General features: G+C 65.3%; 14 protein-coding genes and 1 other RNA gene. 5 read left to right on the top strand and 10 right to left on the bottom strand.

Translation table 11 applies throughout. The annotated features are described in order from the left end of the window. Positions 1-34: 34 nt before the first annotated feature. The 7 genes from ACSHT2_RS16125 to tkt form a co-directional block, all read right to left on the bottom strand. Positions 35-1,111 (bottom strand): tetratricopeptide repeat protein, encoded by a 1,077-nt coding sequence (locus ACSHT2_RS16125; RefSeq protein ID WP_440642421.1) that lies wholly within the window; start codon positions 1,109-1,111, stop codon positions 35-37. A 9-nt stretch (positions 1,112-1,120) separates the two neighbouring features. Then, on the bottom strand, positions 1,121-1,810 hold the full coding sequence (locus tag ACSHT2_RS16120) for a thiamine phosphate synthase (RefSeq protein WP_440642420.1): 690 nt from the start codon (positions 1,808-1,810) through the stop codon (positions 1,121-1,123). A gap of 3 nt (positions 1,811-1,813) precedes the next feature. Beyond that, positions 1,814-2,854, bottom strand: coding sequence for a class I fructose-bisphosphate aldolase (locus ACSHT2_RS16115; RefSeq protein ID WP_440642419.1), 1,041 nt, complete (start codon positions 2,852-2,854; stop codon positions 1,814-1,816). 277 nt (positions 2,855-3,131) lie between these two features. Further along, positions 3,132-4,199: a class II fructose-bisphosphate aldolase gene (fba, locus tag ACSHT2_RS16110; RefSeq protein WP_440642418.1), complete on the bottom strand. Its 1,068-nt coding sequence runs from the start codon at positions 4,197-4,199 to the stop codon at positions 3,132-3,134. A 39-nt stretch (positions 4,200-4,238) separates the two neighbouring features. Next, complete coding sequence (locus tag ACSHT2_RS16105) at positions 4,239-5,435, bottom strand: phosphoglycerate kinase (RefSeq protein WP_440642417.1); 1,197 nt, start codon at positions 5,433-5,435, stop codon at positions 4,239-4,241. 150 nt (positions 5,436-5,585) lie between these two features. After that, positions 5,586-6,593, bottom strand: a complete 1,008-nt coding sequence (gene gap / locus ACSHT2_RS16100) for a type I glyceraldehyde-3-phosphate dehydrogenase (protein ID WP_440642416.1) — start codon at positions 6,591-6,593, stop codon at positions 5,586-5,588. A gap of 150 nt (positions 6,594-6,743) precedes the next feature. Next, complete coding sequence (gene tkt / locus ACSHT2_RS16095) at positions 6,744-8,729, bottom strand: transketolase (RefSeq protein WP_440642415.1); 1,986 nt, start codon at positions 8,727-8,729, stop codon at positions 6,744-6,746. A gap of 369 nt (positions 8,730-9,098) precedes the next feature. On the opposite strand from tkt, the gene ACSHT2_RS16090 reads away from it, so the two are divergent. The 5 genes from ACSHT2_RS16090 to ACSHT2_RS16070 all read left to right on the top strand — a co-directional run bounded on the left by ACSHT2_RS16090 (position 9,099) and on the right by ACSHT2_RS16070 (position 11,796). Continuing rightward, positions 9,099-9,419, top strand: a complete 321-nt coding sequence (locus tag ACSHT2_RS16090) for a DUF4164 domain-containing protein (RefSeq protein WP_014439722.1) — start codon at positions 9,099-9,101, stop codon at positions 9,417-9,419. Then, positions 9,416-9,799: a cell division protein ZapA gene (locus ACSHT2_RS16085; protein ID WP_319329082.1), complete on the top strand. Its 384-nt coding sequence runs from the start codon at positions 9,416-9,418 to the stop codon at positions 9,797-9,799. The genes ACSHT2_RS16090 and ACSHT2_RS16085 overlap by 4 nt, the downstream gene beginning before the upstream one ends. Before the next feature lie 249 nt (positions 9,800-10,048). After that, a non-coding RNA gene (ssrS, locus tag ACSHT2_RS16080) (6S RNA) lies at positions 10,049-10,209 on the top strand. Positions 10,210-10,397: 188 nt separating this feature from the next. Continuing rightward, the gene (locus ACSHT2_RS16075; protein ID WP_440642414.1) at positions 10,398-10,994 is read left to right on the top strand and encodes a 5-formyltetrahydrofolate cyclo-ligase; all 597 of its coding nucleotides are present in this window, start codon (positions 10,398-10,400) and stop codon (positions 10,992-10,994) included. After that, on the top strand, positions 10,972-11,796 hold the full coding sequence (locus ACSHT2_RS16070) for a TIGR00282 family metallophosphoesterase (protein ID WP_440642413.1): 825 nt from the start codon (positions 10,972-10,974) through the stop codon (positions 11,794-11,796). The genes ACSHT2_RS16075 and ACSHT2_RS16070 overlap by 23 nt, the downstream gene beginning before the upstream one ends. A 207-nt stretch (positions 11,797-12,003) precedes the next feature. Here ACSHT2_RS16070 and ACSHT2_RS16065 read toward each other — a convergent pair whose 3' ends face one another. The 3 genes from ACSHT2_RS16065 to ACSHT2_RS16055 are packed head-to-tail and all read right to left on the bottom strand — an operon-like array spanning position 12,004 to position 15,985. Then, positions 12,004-13,347 (bottom strand): c-type cytochrome, encoded by a 1,344-nt coding sequence (locus ACSHT2_RS16065; RefSeq protein WP_440642412.1) that lies wholly within the window; start codon positions 13,345-13,347, stop codon positions 12,004-12,006. Then, positions 13,344-15,512 carry a molybdopterin cofactor-binding domain-containing protein gene (locus ACSHT2_RS16060; RefSeq protein ID WP_440642411.1) on the bottom strand — a complete coding sequence of 723 codons (2,169 nt, stop codon included), beginning with the start codon at positions 15,510-15,512 and terminating at the stop codon, positions 13,344-13,346. The genes ACSHT2_RS16065 and ACSHT2_RS16060 overlap by 4 nt, the downstream gene beginning before the upstream one ends. Positions 15,513-15,520: 8 nt before the next feature. Then, positions 15,521-15,985 (bottom strand): (2Fe-2S)-binding protein, encoded by a 465-nt coding sequence (locus tag ACSHT2_RS16055; RefSeq protein ID WP_440642410.1) that lies wholly within the window; start codon positions 15,983-15,985, stop codon positions 15,521-15,523. Positions 15,986-16,256: the final 271 nt, after the last annotated feature.

The following is a 16,256-nucleotide window of genomic DNA, read 5'->3' as shown; positions in this document are numbered from 1 at the left end:
TGCGAGGGCGCTTGCGTCAAGTCATTGCGTCAAGTCATTTGGACCCGAGCCATTTCTTGGCGGCGGCCTCGGCCTTGGCCCGCTCCTCGGCCGGCAGATCGGATAATTCCTTGTCGAGCTCGGGGTCGCCCTTGCCCGCCGTTTTGGCCACCAGGTGCCATTTGAAGCCCTCGACCTTGTCCATGGGTGTGCCCACGCCGTTGATCAGCACCCATGCCAGCCGGTTCTGCGCGATCGCGCTGCCCTGACGGGACGCCTTGCGAAGCAACGCGACGGCGGCCGGCTGGTTCTTCGGTGTGCCGGTGCCATTGAACATCGCGATCGCATATTCGACCTCGGCATCGACATTGTCGGCGAGCGAGGCGGCCTGGAGCAGCCGCACTGCGCGTTCCGGGTCCTTCGGCACACCGGTGCCTTCCTTGTAGAAGGTCGCGAGCGCGTATTGCGCCTCGGGCAGGCCTGCATCGGCGGCCTGGCGCAGCAGCTCCGCTGAGCGCCTGACGTCCTGCGGCAGAGTCTGGCCGTCCAGATAGAGCAAGGCGAGGTTATAGGCGGCCTTGGGCTCGCCGAGCTTGGCGGCGGAGGCCATCAGCTTGACCGCCTCGCCCTTGTCGACCGGGCCGCCGCGGCCTGAAATGCGCAGCATGGCGAGCGCGAACATCGCCTCGCGATCGCCGGAATCGGCGGCGCGCTTGTACCATTCGGCTGCCTTGGCGTAGTCGCGCCGGATGCCCATCGCGTTGGAATAGAGCTCGCCGAGCATGGTCATCGCCTTGGGATCGCCGGCTTGTGCACGGGCGGTGGCGAGCTCGAACGCCGTCTTGTACTGGCCGCGCTGATAGGCGCCGTAGACCAGATCGACCTTGGGATCGTCGGTCGGCGGCGCGGGGATCACGGTTGCGGCCGGCTTGGGCGAGGGAGACGGCTTGGGGGAGGCCGAAGGTTTCGGCGCGGGAGCGGCCTCCTTCTTCTTGGTGATCGTGTGCGGCTTGGGCTTCTGCTTTTCGGCGGGGGCGCTCGGCGTTGCGGCCGGTGGCGTGATCTGGAGCTGCGCGGCCGCGGGCGCCGTGAGCAGCAGCGTGGCCAGCATGGTGATGCATGGGAGCTTCATGTCGGGGCGCTAGCCGTGCTCCTGACCCGCAGGATCCTGGCTCGTCGGCGCCGTCGCATGGGCCTTCTTGATCGCAGCATCGGCCTCGACCAGCGCGGCCTTGGGCCCGCGCGGATCGGCCCAGATGAAGTCGCCGACCAGCACGAAATCGGCACCGCTGGCGGCGAAATCGTAGGCCTCTTCCAGCGAAGTGGCAAAGCCGACGCAGGGCGGCTCGAACAGCTCCGCCCACCAGTCCAGCCGTTCGGCGATGGCCTGGGATGACGGGCGCTCGCCATTCTTGTCGGGCTCGCCGAACAGCACATAGTCGGCACCCATCTCGCCCGCGCTCATGGAATCGTGGCGCGTCGTGAGCCCGCCGACGCCGGCGATGCGATCGGGCTTGAGCGAGGGCGCCGCCTCTTCCAGCGCGGCAAGGCCGGTGAGGTGCGCGCCGTCGGCGCCGCCGCGCGCGACGATTTCAGGATGGCCGTCGACGAGGAGCGCTGCGCCTGCCTTCTGCACCGGCGGCGCCAACGCCTTGATGCGCGAGATCATGGTGCGCTGGTCCGTCTCCTTCAGCCGCAGCAGCACGGCCGCGACATCGGCCGAAGCGAGCAGGCCCGGCAACTCGGCGACGAGCCCCGCAGGGTCATCGACAACTGGCGTCGCGAGGTAGAGACGCGGCGCCGGGCGCTGCGGAGGCGGTTTGTTCGACAAGATCTAGGCTGCTTTCTGTTCCAGGCTGCTTTGCCATTCGCCCTTGGAGGCGAGGCCGTTCATCCGCGCGCGATGGCTGAAGGCGCGCTGCCCGGCCGCGACGTTCCCGGCCTTGCCGGACCAGGCCTTCTGCGGCGCGGCCTGGAGCGCGCGGCCGTAGGAGAAGGTCAGGCCCCAGGGCAGCGGGCCGAGCTTGTGCATGGCATTGAGATGCGCGGTCGCCTCCTCGTCGGACTGGCCGCCGGAGAGGAAAGCGATGCCGGGCACCGCTGCGGGCACGCAGGCCTTGAGCAGCCGTATCGTCTTCTCCGCGACCTCTTCGACGGAGGCCTGCCTTGGACACTTCTTGCCCGAGATTGCCATGTTTGGCTTCAGCACCATGCCTTCGAGCGCGACGCGCTGCACGCGCAACTCCTGGAACGTCTTGTTGAGCACGCGTTGCGTCACCTCATAGCACCGGTCGATGTCGTGATCGCCGTCCATCAGCACTTCCGGCTCGACGATCGGCACGATCTGCGCGGCTTGGCACAGCGCCGCGTAGCGCGCCAGCGCGTGGGCGTTGACGCTGATCGCGGTCATCGAGGGGATGCCCCGGCCGTCAGTGCCGCTGCCGATGTCGATCACCGCGCGCCATTTGGCAAAGCGCGCGCCGCGCTCATAGTATTTCTTCAGCCGCTCGGCGAGCTTGTCGAGCCCGACGGTCACGAGCTCGCCCGGGCACATCGGCAGGGCTTGCGTGCCCTCGTCGACCTTGATGCCGGGAATGGCGCCGCTCTGCTCGATCAGCCTGACCAGCGGCGTGCCGTCCTTGGCATCCTGCCAGATCGTCTCGTCATAGAGGATCACACCGGAGATGTACTGGCTCATGGCGTCCTTGGCGCGAAACAGCATCTCGCGATAGTCGCGGCGGTTCTCTTCCGTCGATTCCACGCCGATGGCGTCAAAGCGCTTCTTGATGGTGCCGGAGGATTCGTCGGCGGCAAGGATGCCCTTGCCTGATACGACCATGGCGGTGGCGATCCTGGTGAGCTCAGTCAGATTCATCGAGAGGTCCTCCCAAAACAAGTCTGCCCTTGCCTGCAAAAATAGACCGTTCTCGGGCAATTGCCGAGTTAACGTTCGTCGCAGGGTAAGGGGGGAGGAAGTACCGTACCACAAGAAAACTGTCATTCCGGGATGCGCCGAGAGGCGCGGGCCCGGAATCCATAACCCCAGGCCGAGGTTATGGATTCCGGGCTCGCCGCTTTGCGGCGCCCCGGAATGACGGAGAGAGTACGTGGCTTACGCCACCGTCGTGATCGCTACGCGACGCGGGGATCGCTTACGCCACCTTGGGATCGAGCTCGCCCTTGGCGTAGCGCTTGGCCATCTCGGCGGTGGTCAGCACCTTCTTGATCTTGGAGGCCTGGCCGGCGGTATTGAACTCCTGGAGCCGCTGCTTGCACAGCTTGGTCATCGCTTCCATCGCCGGCTTCAAATATTTGCGCGGATCGAACTCTTCCGGATTGTCCTTGAGCACCTTGCGGATCTGGCCGGTCATCGCCATGCGGTTGTCGGTGTCGATGTTGATCTTGCGCACGCCGTTCTTGATGCCGCGCTGGATCTCGGTAACAGGCACGCCCCAGGTCGGTTTCATCTTGCCGCCATAGGCGTTGATGATGTCCTGGAGATCCTGCGGCACCGACGAGGAGCCGTGCATGACGAGATGGGTGTTCGGCAGCTTGCGGTGGATCTCCTCGATCACCTTCATGGCGAGGATGTCGCCGTCGGGCTTGCGGGTAAATTTGTAAGCACCGTGAGAAGTCCCCATCGCGATCGCGAGCGCGTCGACCTTGGTCTCCTTCACGAACTTCACGGCCTCGTCCGGATTGGTCAGGAGCTGGTCGTGGCTGAGCTTGCCCTCGGCGCCGTGGCCGTCTTCCTTGTCGCCCATGCCGGTTTCGAGCGAGCCGAGCACGCCGAGCTCGCCTTCGACGGAGATGCCGCCGAGATGGGCCATGTCGGTCACCGTCTTGGTGACGCCGACATTGTAGCCCCAGTCGCCGGGGGTCTTGCCGTCGGCCTTGAGCGAGCCGTCCATCATGACCGAGGTGAAGCCGGCCTGGATCGCGGTCATGCAGGTCGCCGGCTCGTTGCCGTGGTCGAGATGCACGCAGACCGGAATGTGCGGATAGATCTCGGTCACCGCGTCCATCATGTGCTTGAGCATGACGTCGTTGGCGTAGGAGCGTGCGCCGCGCGAGGCCTGGATGATGACGGGTGCGTCGACCTGGTTGGCGGCGTTCATGATCGCCAGCGCCTGCTCCATGTTGTTGATGTTGAAGGCCGGTACGCCGTAATCGTTCTCCGCCGCGTGGTCGAGCAGTTGACGTAACGTGATCCGAGCCATCTGTGTCTTTCTCCCGTTGGGGCCTGCAAGGCCGCTTGATTACTTGATACGCAGAACCTCGACGCCGGGCAGCGGCTTGCCTTCCATCCATTCGAGGAACGCGCCACCGGCGGTCGACACATAGGTGAAGTCACCGGCCACATGGGCCTGGTTGAGCGCAGCGACCGTGTCGCCGCCGCCCGCGATCGAGACCAGCTTCTTGGCCTTGGTGCGCTCGGCGGCATGCTTGGCGGCCGCGACCGTGCCGCGGTCGAACGGCTGCATCTCGAAGGCGCCCAGCGGCCCGTTCCAGACCAGGGTCGCCGCATCGTCGATCGCCGCGTGGACGCGCGCGACCGATTGCGGGCCGACATCGAGGATCATGCCGTCGGCCGGGATCGCATCGAGCCCATAGGCATGCGACGGCGCGTTGGCCGCGAAATGATAGGCGACCGTTGCATCCACGGGGAGGATGATGGCGCAGTTGGCCGCGTCCGCCTTCTCCATGATGCGCAGCGCGGTCGGCGCGAGGTCCTTCTCGGCCAGCGACTTGCCGATCGCGACGCCCTGGGCGTGCAGGAAGGTGTTGGCCATGCCGCCGCCGATCACGAGCGCGTCGACCTTGGTCACGAGATTCTCGAGCAAGTCGATCTTGGTCGAGACTTTTGCGCCGCCGATGATCGCGATGACGGGCTTGGTCGGGGACCCCAGCGCCTTCTCCAGCGCATCGAGCTCGGCCTGCATGGTGCGGCCGGCATAGGCCGGCAGCTTGTGGCCGAGGCCTTCGGTCGAGGCGTGGGCGCGGTGCGCGGCTGAGAACGCGTCGTTGACCCAGATGTCGCCGAGCTTTGCGAGCTCCGCGACGAAGGCCGGATCGTTCTTTTCCTCTTCCTTGTGGAAGCGGGTGTTTTCGAGACAGAGGATGTCGCCGTCCTTGAGCGCCGCCACGGCCTTGGCCGCAGGCTCGCCGATGCAGTCGTCGGCGAAGGCGACCGGCTTCTTCACCACCTTCGACAGCGCCTCGGCGACGGGCTTGAGCGAGTCCTTGGCATCGCGCCCCTTCGGCCGGCCGAAATGCGCGAGCAGGATGACCTTGCCGCCCTTGTCCGAGATTTCGGTGATGGTCGGCGCCACGCGCTCGAGCCGGGTGGCGTCGGTGACGCGCCCGTTCTCCATGGGCACGTTGAGGTCGACGCGCAGCAATACGCGCTTGCCCTTCACGTCGACGTCGTCGAGGGTGCGGAATTTGTTGGTCATCGGACGCTTCCTTGTCCCGGGCGCATTGCGGCGCAAAGCGCCGCTGTGCAGAACCGGGACCCACGTTGCGGCGAGTCCCGCGGTTAGGATGGGTCCCGGCTCTGCGACGCAGCGTGAACGCTGCATCGCGTCCGGGACACGAGAGCGGAGTTAGATCACCTTCGCCAATGCGACGGCGGTGTCGGCCATGCGGTTCGAGAAGCCCCACTCGTTGTCGTACCAGGACATCACGCGCACCAGCGTGCCGTTCTGCACCTTGGTCTGGTCCTCGTGGAAGGTCGAGGAGTGCGGATCGTGGTTGAAGTCGATCGAGACGTTCGGCGCACTGGTGTAGCCGAGGATGCCCTTGAGCTGCTGTTCGCTGGCGCGCTTCATCGCCGCGTTGATTTCCTTGGCGTCGGTGGCGCGCTTGGCGACGATCTTGAGATCGACCACCGAGACGTTCGGGGTCGGCACGCGGATCGCGACGCCGTCGAGCTTGCCCTTCAGCTCGGGCAGCACGAGACCGATCGCTTTCGCAGCGCCGGTCGAGGTCGGGATCATCGACATCGCCGCGGCGCGGCCGCGGTAGAGATCCTTGTGCAGCGTGTCCAGCGTCGGCTGGTCGCCGGTATAGGCGTGGATCGTGGTCATGAAGCCGGTCTCGATGCCGACGAGATCGTTCAGCACCTTGGCGACAGGAGCAAGACAATTGGTGGTGCAGGATCCGTTGGAGACGACCAGATGATCCTTGGTGAGGGTGTCGTGGTTGACGCCGTAGACGATGGTGGCATCGGCGCCGTCGGCCGGCGCGGAGACCAGCACGCGCTTGGCGCCGGCGGTCAGATGCGCCGAGGCCTTGTCCTTCGAGGTGAAGATGCCGGTGCACTCCAGCGCAATGTCGACGCCGAGATCCTTCCACGGCAGCTTCGCGGGATCGCGCTCGGCGGTCACCTTGATCTTGCCGTTGCCGAAGCTGATGGAGTCGCCATCGACGGTGACGGTGCCGGGAAAGCGGCCATGGACGCTGTCGAAACGGAGCAGATGGGCATTGGTTTCGACCGGGCCGAGATCGTTGATGCCGACCACCTCGATGTCCTTGCGGCCTGACTCGGCGATAGCCCGCAGGACGTTGCGGCCGATGCGGCCAAAACCGTTGATTCCGACGCGGACTGCCATGTTTCGTCTCCTTCAATGACCGTTGTCATCCCGCACAACGCGCTTGCGTGCGCCTGCGAGGGTTTTTTTAGGGGCGGGCGCCCGGTTCGGCCGGGCGGTGCTTGATCATATGGAAGATTACGTAGTCCTTTTTTGGGGCAAGCTCAACTCTCAGGAAATGCGCTTCAGCACAGCGTTAACCGCAGCCTCGGCGGTAATGCCGAAATGCTTGTAGAGCTCCTTGGCGGGACCGCTTTCGCCGAAGGAATGCATGCCGATGAATTCGCCGTCCTGGCCGATCACGGCGTCCCAGCCCCAGCGCACGGCGGCCTCGATCGCAATCTTGACCGGCGCGTTGCCGATGATTGCGGCGCGCTTGGCCTCTGGTTGCGCTAACAACAGCTCGAGCGAGGGAACAGAGACGACCCGTGACGCGATGCCGCGTTCCGCGAGCTGCTTCTGGGCAGCGACCGCGATCTCGACCTCGGAGCCGGAGGCGAACAACGTCGCCTTGGCTTCGCCCTGGGCTGCGACCAGCTCATAGGCGCCGGCTGCGCAGGGATTGTCGTTCGGTGCGGTGGTACGCAGCTGCGGCAGGTTCTGCCGCGTCAGTGCCAGCACGGTCGGACCGTCGATGCGGTTGAGCGCGAGCTCCCAGCATTCTGCGACCTCGATGGAATCGCAGGGGCGGAACACCCGCATGTTGGGAATGGCGCGAAGCGCGGCGAGATGCTCGACCGGCTGATGCGTCGGCCCGTCTTCGCCGAGGCCGATGGAGTCGTGCGTCATCACGTAGACGACGCCGGTGCCCATCAGCGCGGCGAGGCGCATCGCGGGACGTGCGTAGTCGGTGAACACCAGGAAGGTCGCGCCGTTCGGCGCGAAGCCGCCGTGCAGGAAGATGCCGTTCATCGCGGCGGCCATGCCGTGCTCGCGGATGCCGTAATGGATGAAGCGGCCCTTCGGCGTCTTGGCCGAGAAGGCGGTCGCCGACTTCGCCTTGTTGTTGTTGGAGCCGGTGAGATCGGCCGAGCCGGCCAGGAATTCCATCGGCATCGCGGCGGCGATCACCTCGATCGCAGCCTCCGACGATTTGCGCGTCGCGGCCGTCAGCGGCTTCTCCAGCAGCTCCTTCTTGTGCGCCCTCAGCGCCTTCGCCAGCGACGCCGGGCGCTCATGGCGCAGGCGGCGCTCGAACTCGGCGCGCTTGCGGCTGCCGAGCTCGCCGAGCCGTGCTTCCCACTCCTGGCGTGCCGCGGCGCCGCGGCTGCCGGCCGCGCGCCACGCCTTCAGCACGTCGTCGGGCACCGAGAACGGCTCGAGCGAGATGCCGAGATTTTCCTTGGCGGCCTTGAGCTCGTCGGCGCCGAGCGCCTCGCCATGCACCTTCGAGGTGCCGGCCTTGTGCGGCGCGCCGAAGCCGATGGTGGTGCGGCAGGCGATCAGCGTCGGCTTGTTCGATTTTTGCGCGCGGGTGATGGCGGCGGCGATGGCCGCCTGATCCTGGCCGTCGATCTTCTCGGCGGCCCAGCCCGCCGACTTGAAGCGCTTCACCTGGTCGACGGAATCGGAGAGCGAGGTCGGGCCGTCGATCGAGATGCCGTTGTCGTCGTAGAGCACGATCAGCTTGTTGAGCTTCCAGTGCCCGGCCATCGCGATCGCTTCCTGCGACACGCCTTCCATCAGATCGCCGTCGGAGGCGAGCACATAGGTGTGGTGGTCGACGATCTTCTTGCCGAACTCGGCGGCCAGCATCTTCTCGGCGAGCGCCATGCCGACCGCGGTCGAGATGCCCTGGCCGAGCGGCCCGGTGGTGGTCTCGATGCCCTTGGTGCGGAAATTCTCGGGGTGACCGGGAGTGAGCGAGTCGACCTGGCGGAACTGCTTGATCTGGTCCAGCGTCATCTCGGTATTGCCGGTCAGGTACAGCAGCGAATAGAGCAGCATCGAGCCGTGGCCGGCCGAGAGCACGAAGCGGTCGCGGTCCGGCCAGGCCGGCGCGGCGGCGTCGAATTTCAGGAACTGCGTGAACAGCACCGTGGCGATGTCGGCCGCCCCCATCGGCAGGCCGGGATGGCCCGATTTCGCCTTCTCGACAGCGTCCATCGAAAGGCCGCGGATCGCGTTGGCCATACGGGTGTGATCGACCTGCGTCATGTCTGAAATCCGTCTGAAATGAGGCGCTTGGCGATGTACGCCCGCGCGGGAGGAGCCTGGCGGCCACTGAAGGTCGGGGCTGGGATAGCATCTCGGTTCCGGGAGTCCAAGGCAGTCAAACGCCGGTTTGACCGTAAAAGTTGCCTGTGTGGAGATCGTTTTCCGCAGGGATCGTGGCGGGCGGAATTGAGGGATCGGCACGACGTCTTCCCGATTGATCGGTGCATAGTTTTGCGGCGGCGTTGCGCTGGGCTAGCTTGCCACGTAAATTTCTGCTTCTAACCGCTTGCCGAACCGAGTCTTTTGCCGGACGGCAAGCTCCAGGGAAAGGCCACTGGGCAAAGGCCGCCAGGTTCCGCCGCTGACTGCATGAACGATCGCGTGTCCAACAGCTCTGCCATGACGGAATCATCCGCCGTCGAGATCGAGATTGCGACCCGCAGGCTCACGGCTGCGCTCGACGCACTCGAAAGCGCGGTCGAGCGGCGACGCGATGCCGATCGCGACGAGAACGAGCTCGCGGCGCGGATCCAGGCGCTTGGCGCTGATCGCTCGCGTCTCGCCGACGAGCTCGATGGCGCGCTGGTGAAGGCGCGCAAGCTCGAGCGCACCAATCGCGAGATTTCCGACCGGCTGGATTCCGCAATCGTCACGATACGCTCGGTGCTCGATACCGGAGAGGACGGATGAGCCACATCAACGTCACCATCAACGGCCGGCAATACCGCATGGCCTGCGAGGAGGGCCAGGAGGTGCGGCTGCTCAAGCTCGCCGAGAGCCTGGAGACACGCATCCAGTCGCTGCGCGGAAAATTCGGCGAGATCGGCGATGCGCGCCTGACGGTGATGGCGGCGCTGACCGTGTGCGACGAGTTGATCGACGCCGGCAACCGCATCCGCACCATGGAGCAGGAGCTGGTCGAGCTCCGGGACTTCCGCAACGCCGCCGTCGAGCGCGCCCGGTTGACGCAGACCGCCGTGGTGAACGCGCTCAACGCCGCCGCCGAACGCATCGAGAAGTCGACCCAGGTCCTGAACCGGACCGTCGGAGGCGGCATCGCGATCGGGTAGGTGAAAGCCTCGATGGTTGCCACGAAGCTGGTGCGCTCCCTCCCCCGCTTGCGGGGGAGGGCTGGGGAGAGGGTGTATCGACAATCGAGAACCCCCAAGAGGAGACAACCCTCACCCGGCGCTCTGCGCCGACCTCTTCCGCAAGCGGGAGAGGCTGAGCCAGCCCGCGGCGCGAGCGTTTCACCCAAACACCATCCGGTCTGATGTGCCGCACTGGCACTTCCCCAGTACAGTTGTTACATTGCGCGGGCGAGGCTGCGACGTGCGTCAGGAGCCATATATCCCCGGGGCCTTATCGATCCTTTAGGGAACTGTCCCTGGCCGGGCCCGTGGGCCCGGACATATGGTGCCCACCTACTTTCGTAGGGAACTCCGGGATCGAGTGCTTCAACGGCGTACGCGGCTTCGCACTTTTGTCTGCTTGGTTTGTGCTTGTTGAAACGATTGCGGCCAGTTCAACAGGTGTCATGCCCCCCGAGTGCGCAATTGCGCACGGGGCGGGGCATCCAGTACGCCGCGGCCTCTGTGTGAATCACCACCGCCTCTGGAATACTGGATCACCCGCTTTCGCGGGTGATGACGTGAGGGACCAAAGCGCATGTCCGCTTCGAAAGCCGAACTCCGTGCCAAAGCCCTCGCCAAGCGCGACGCACTGAGCGACAAGAAGCGCATCGCCGCGGCCGCAAAGCTCGCCAGGCGCGGGTTGCCGTTCGAGCTGCTGCCCGGCAGCATCGTCTCCGGCTATTCGCCGATCCGCAACGAGATCGATCCGATGCCGCTCTTGAAGAAGCTCGCCGAGCAGGATGTAAAGCTGGCGCTGCCTTGCGTCAGCGCGCGCGGCCAGTCGCTGATCTTCCGCATCTTCCATCCGAACGACCGCCTGATGCTCGGCCCGCTCGGCATTCCCGAGCCGTCACCTGCGGCTGCCGAAGTCATCCCCGACATCATGCTGACACCGCTCGCGGCCTTCGACCGTCTCGGCCACCGCATCGGCTATGGCGCGGGGCATTACGATTTCACCTTTGCGCATTTGCGGAAAACGAAGCACATCATCGGCATCGGGCTTGCCTTTGCGGCGCAGGAGATCGAGGCGGTTCCGGCACTATCGCACGACGTCGCGCTGGATTATGTGCTAACGGAATCGGACGTGTTCGATTTCCGGAGTTCTGAAGTTGCGCATTCTCTTCGTGGGTGACGTCGTCGGCCGTAGCGGGCGCACGGCAATCGCCGAATACCTGCCCGGCATGGTCAAGGACTGGTCGCTCGATTTCGTCGTCGTCAATGGCGAGAATTCCGCCGGCGGCTTCGGCATAACGGAAGCGATCTACCAGGAGTTTCTCGATGCCGGCGCCGACGCGGTGACGCTCGGCAATCATTCCTGGGACCAGCGTGAAGCCCTGGTGTTCATCGAGCGCGCCGAGCGATTGGTGCGGCCGGCGAACTATCCGCGCGGCACGCCCGGCCGCGGCGCTGCGCTGGTCGAGACCAAGAACGGCAGGCATGCGCTCGTCGTCAACGCTTTGGGTCGCGTCTTCATGACCCCGTTCGACGATCCCTTCGCGGCGCTAGAGCGCGAGCTCGGCGCCTGTCCGCTCGGCGTTGCTGCGGACGCCATCGTCGTCGATTTTCATTGCGAGGCGAGCAGCGAGAAGCAGGGCATCGGCTTCTTCTGCGACGGCCGCGCCAGCCTCGTCGTCGGCACGCACACCCATGTGCCGACCGCCGACCACCAGATCCTGTCAGGCGGCACCGCCTACATGACCGATGCCGGCATGACCGGCGATTACGATTCCATCATCGGCATGCAGAAGGAAGAACCGCTGCGCCGGTTCACCTCGGGGATTCCGTCGGCCCGCTTCGAGCCGGCCGCGGGCGCGGCGACGCTCAGCGGCGTCGCGGTGGAGACGGATGACGCCACGGGCCTTGCCCTCCGCATCGCGCCGGTGCGCGTGGGTGGACGGCTCGAGCCGACGACGCCGAAGTTCTGGCTGAGCTGAAGAACCACGCTCCACCCTAGGTGTCGTCCCCGCGAAGGCGGGGACCCATAACCCCAGGGAGAAGTTGTTGCACGAAGCTGGTAATTGCGAGTCTTCGCCAAACCACATCCTGTGGTTATGGGTCCCGGATCTGCGCTCCGCTTCGCTACGCTTGTCCGGGACGACAACGGAAATTGACGCGCGATCACGCATCAATCTCGCCATACGCTACTCCGCCGTCTGCTGCCGCAGCTCCGCCACGTCCTCCGCCGTCAGCTTCGAGCCCTTCGTCCCGAACCGCGCCGTGACGTAGTTCGCCACCGCCGCGATCTCGTCGTCGGTGTAGGCCTTGCCGAATGCGGGCATCGACAGCGCGCCGTCAGGCGTGTGGCGCCTGGTGCCCGAGATCACGATCTGCGCGACGTTGGTGGCGGCGGGGTCGTTGACGGCCCAGGTGCCGGTGAGCGTCGCCATCGGCGAGACCGGGCTCTCGCCGCTCCAGCCGTGGCAGCTGGCGCAGGCGCTGGCGAACACCTGCTTGCCACGGGCATCCGCCGTGACGCCGTCGCGGTGCGAGGCCGGTGCGACGGGTGCCGTGGTGGCCGGCAGGTCGGGCGAAGCCTGTGGCGGCACGCTGCGCAGATAGGCGACAATGGCGCGGATGTCTTCGGGGGCGAAATGGCTGAAGCTGTTGTCGACCGCCTCACCCATCGGACCCGAGGCCGAGCCATGACCCGGCGCATGGCCGAGCGACAGATACGAGATCAGATCCTGGTCGCTCCAGTTGCCGAGGCCTGTCGCCTTGTCCGAGGAGATGTTGAAGGCGCGCCAGCCCGCCGTGATGGCGCCGGCGAACTTCTTGCGGTTGTCCAGCGCGAAGCCGAGATTGCGCGGGGTGTGGCACTCGCCGCAATGCGCCAAGGCCTCCGCAAGATACGCGCCTCTGTTCCACTCCGGGCTCTTCGAGGTGTCGGGCGCAAAGCGCGTATCCGGATTGAACACCGCCGACCAGACAATCATCGCCCAGCGCTGGTTGAACGGGAACGACAGCGTGTTGTCCGGCGCCTTCGCGCGCACCGCCGGCAGGCTGAACAGATAGGCTTTCACCGCCAGCACGTCCTCGTCGGTCATGAACGTGTAGGACGTGTATGGCATCGCCGGATAGAGCCGCGCGCCGTCACGGCGCTTGCCGTGCTGGACCGCGTTCAGGAAATCCTGGTCGCTGTAATTGCCGATGCCGGTGTCCTTGTCCGGCGTGATGTTGGTGGAATAGAGCGTGCCGAACGGCAGCTTGAAGGCGAGACCGCCGGAGTACTCCTTCTCTCCCGGCTTGGTGTGGCAGACCATGCAGTCGGCGGCCTTGGTGAGATATTCGCCGCGCTCGACGATGCCGGCTTTCTCGAGCTTCGCCGGCACGCCGGTCGGCTTGCCCGCGCGATAATCCGCCAGCGCCACTTTCGTGCCGCCCGCGAAGTCGAGCGGACCGGGTCCGCGGATGATGAAGACGCCGAGCGCCACCGCGACGATGGCGATCACGACGATGCTGGCGAGGATACGCATCTTGCCGCTCATGCCTTCTTTCCCGCAGCCAGCAGTTTCCGGTCGATCGGCAGGCGCCGCAGCGCCACGCCGGTTGCGGCGTAGATCGCGTTGCGCAGCGCCGGCGGTCCCGCCGTCGTGCCGGTCTCGCCAATTCCGCCGGGAGCCTCGCCGCTCTTGACGACATGAACCTCGATCTTCGGCGTCTGGTTGATCCGCAGCATCCGGTAGTCATTGAAGTTGGATTGCTGGACACGCCCCTTCTCGATGGTGATCTCGCCGTAGAGCGCGGCAGTCAGGCCGAAGATCAATCCGCCCTCGACCTGAGCCACGATCGTATCGGGATTGACGGCGATGCCGGTATCCACCACCGAGGTCGCACGGCGTAGATTGATCTCGCCTTGCTCGTCGACCTCCGCTTCCACCACGGTTGCGATGAAACTCCCGAAAGAGGGTTGCAAGCACACCCCGCGTCCGACGCGCGCCGGCAAGGGTTGCCCCCAATTGGCCTTCTCTGCCGCGAGATTGAGGACGGACAGGAAGCGCGGCTGATTGGCCAGCATTCCACGGCGAAACTCGACCGGGTCCTTGCCCGCCTTGCGCGCCAGTTCGTCGATGAAGCATTCGACGGCAAACACGTTGTTGTTGGGACCGACTCCGCGCCAGAACCCAGTTGGTATCGCCGGCGGTTCGGCCCGCACATATTCGACGTGGACATTCGGGATGTCGTAGGGCACGTCGGTGGCGCTATCGATCGCGTCGATATCGATGCCCTTCTGGAACGCCGGCGGCAGCCAGCGCGCGATGATCGAAGCGCCGGCGATCTTGTATTTCCAGCCGACGATCTTGCCGCCCGACAAGGTCGCTGCGATCGTATCGCGATACACGGGACGATAGATATCGTGCTGAATGTCTTCCTCGCGGGTCCACACCACCTTGACCGGCCCGTCGACCTCTTTGGCGATGCGAACGGCCGCGACCACCATGTCGGGCTCGAGCTTGCGGCCGAAACCGCCGCCCAGCAGGTGGTTATTGACGATCACCTTCTCGACCGGAAGCCCGGCCGCCTTCGCTGCCTCCGACTGCACGCGCGCCATGATCTGCGTTCCCGTCCAGATCTCGCAGGAATCGGGCTTGCAATGAACCGTGGCGTTCAACGGCTCCATCGTTGCGTGCGCGAGAAACGGCAGTTCGAACGAAGCCTCGAATTTCTCACCGCTCGCGAGGCCCTTGGCGATGTCCCCGGTGGATTTGGCAACCACGCCGTCCTTTGCGCTGGCGGTGCGCAAATCGTCCCAGATCGCTTTCGAATTGATCTTTGCGTTCGGTCCCTCGTTCCACGCGATGTCGAGCGCGTCCAGGCCCTTTTTCGCCGCCCACATGTGATCGCCGACGACGGCGACGAGATCGTCGAGCACGACGATCTTTCGCACACCCGGTATTTCCCTGGCGGCACGATCATCGACCTTGTCGACCTTGCCGCCGAACACCGGGCACTGCGCCAGCGTCGCGAACTTCATGTCCGGCACGATGGCGTCGATGCCGTAGACTGCCTTGCCGTTGACCTTGTCGGGGGTGTCGAGCCGCTTGAACGGCTGGCCGATGTAAACGAAATCCTTGGGGTCCTTGAGCGCGGGCGTCTTGGGCGGCGTCTGGCCTGCTGCTGCGACGGCCAGCGCGCCATAGGAGACCGTCCGACCGCTCGCCTTGTGGGTCACCTGACCCTTCGAGGTCGTGCAGCTTGCTGGGTCGACGTCCCATTGCGCAGCCGCGGCCTGCACCAGCATGGCGCGCGCGCTGGCGCCGGCTTCGCGCAGCGGCTTCCAGAATGCCCGGACCGATGTAGAGCCTCCGGTGGCCTGAATGATGAAGATCGGGTTGCCGTAGAGCTTCTCGTTGGCCGGTGCGTGCAGCAGCTGGACTTTCGACCAGTCCGCGTCGAGCTCCTCGGCCAGGATCATCGAGATCGCGGTGTAGATTCCTTGACCCATCTCGACTTGAGGCATCACCAGCGTGGTCACGCCTTCCGGGTCGATCCGGATGAACGCATTGGGCGCGAACTTTCCGTCGGTCGTATCGCGCGGCTGCACCGGTTCGTTGACGGCGGCGCGCAGCGGCAGGTGGAAGGCGAGCAGGAAGCCGGTGGCGAGACCGCCGGTCAGGACTGCGCGGCGGGAGACGCTGTGATGTACATTCATGGCGAACCTCAGGTCTGGCGGCCGTTGGCGGCCTGCTTGATGGCCTCGCGGATGCGCACATAGGTGCCGCAGCGGCAGATGTTGCCGGCCATGGCGGCGTCGATGTCGGAATCGTCGGGATTGGGCGTCGTCGCCAGCAGCGCCGCGGCCGCCATGATCTGGCCGGACTGGCAGTAGCCGCACTGGATCACTTCCGCCTCCAGCCAGGCCTTCTGCACCTTCGCGCCCGCAGGCGTGCTGCCGACGGCTTCGATCGTGGTGACGGCGCGGTTCTCGACCGCGCTCACCGGCAGCACGCAGGAGCGCACCGCCTTGCCGTCGACATGCACCGTGCAGGCGCCGCATTGCGCGATGCCGCAGCCGAACTTGGTGCCGGTCATGCCGAGGATGTCGCGCAGCACCCACAGCAGCGGCATTTCAGGTGGCGCGTCGAAGGATTTTGTTTCGCCGTTGATGGTGAGAACAGTTGCCATATGCATTCCCTTGCTCGGCGATCGCTTGCGGCGATCGCGTCGACGAATTTTGCGCGACGATAATCATATCGGTGCGAAACGATGAAGCGTCGAAATTTCCGGCAATGCATATTTGCGCGGACGAGGCGTGAGGCCATGACGTTCACGAATTTGTGCGGCGATCGCTGCGAAGGTTTTGGGCCAATTGGTATGATAATCGTCATGTTTTGACGCATCTTCGTCGCGTGCGTCATCGACCGCCGCAGATGATCGTGCGAACGCGCAAAATCAT

The sequence above is a fragment of the Bradyrhizobium sp. PUT101 genome, assembly GCF_052043945.1.
Lineage (GTDB): Bacteria > Pseudomonadota > Alphaproteobacteria > Rhizobiales > Xanthobacteraceae > Bradyrhizobium.
The sequence above is the reverse complement of the archived record's forward strand: the minus strand, read 5'-3'. Positions and strand labels throughout refer to the sequence as shown.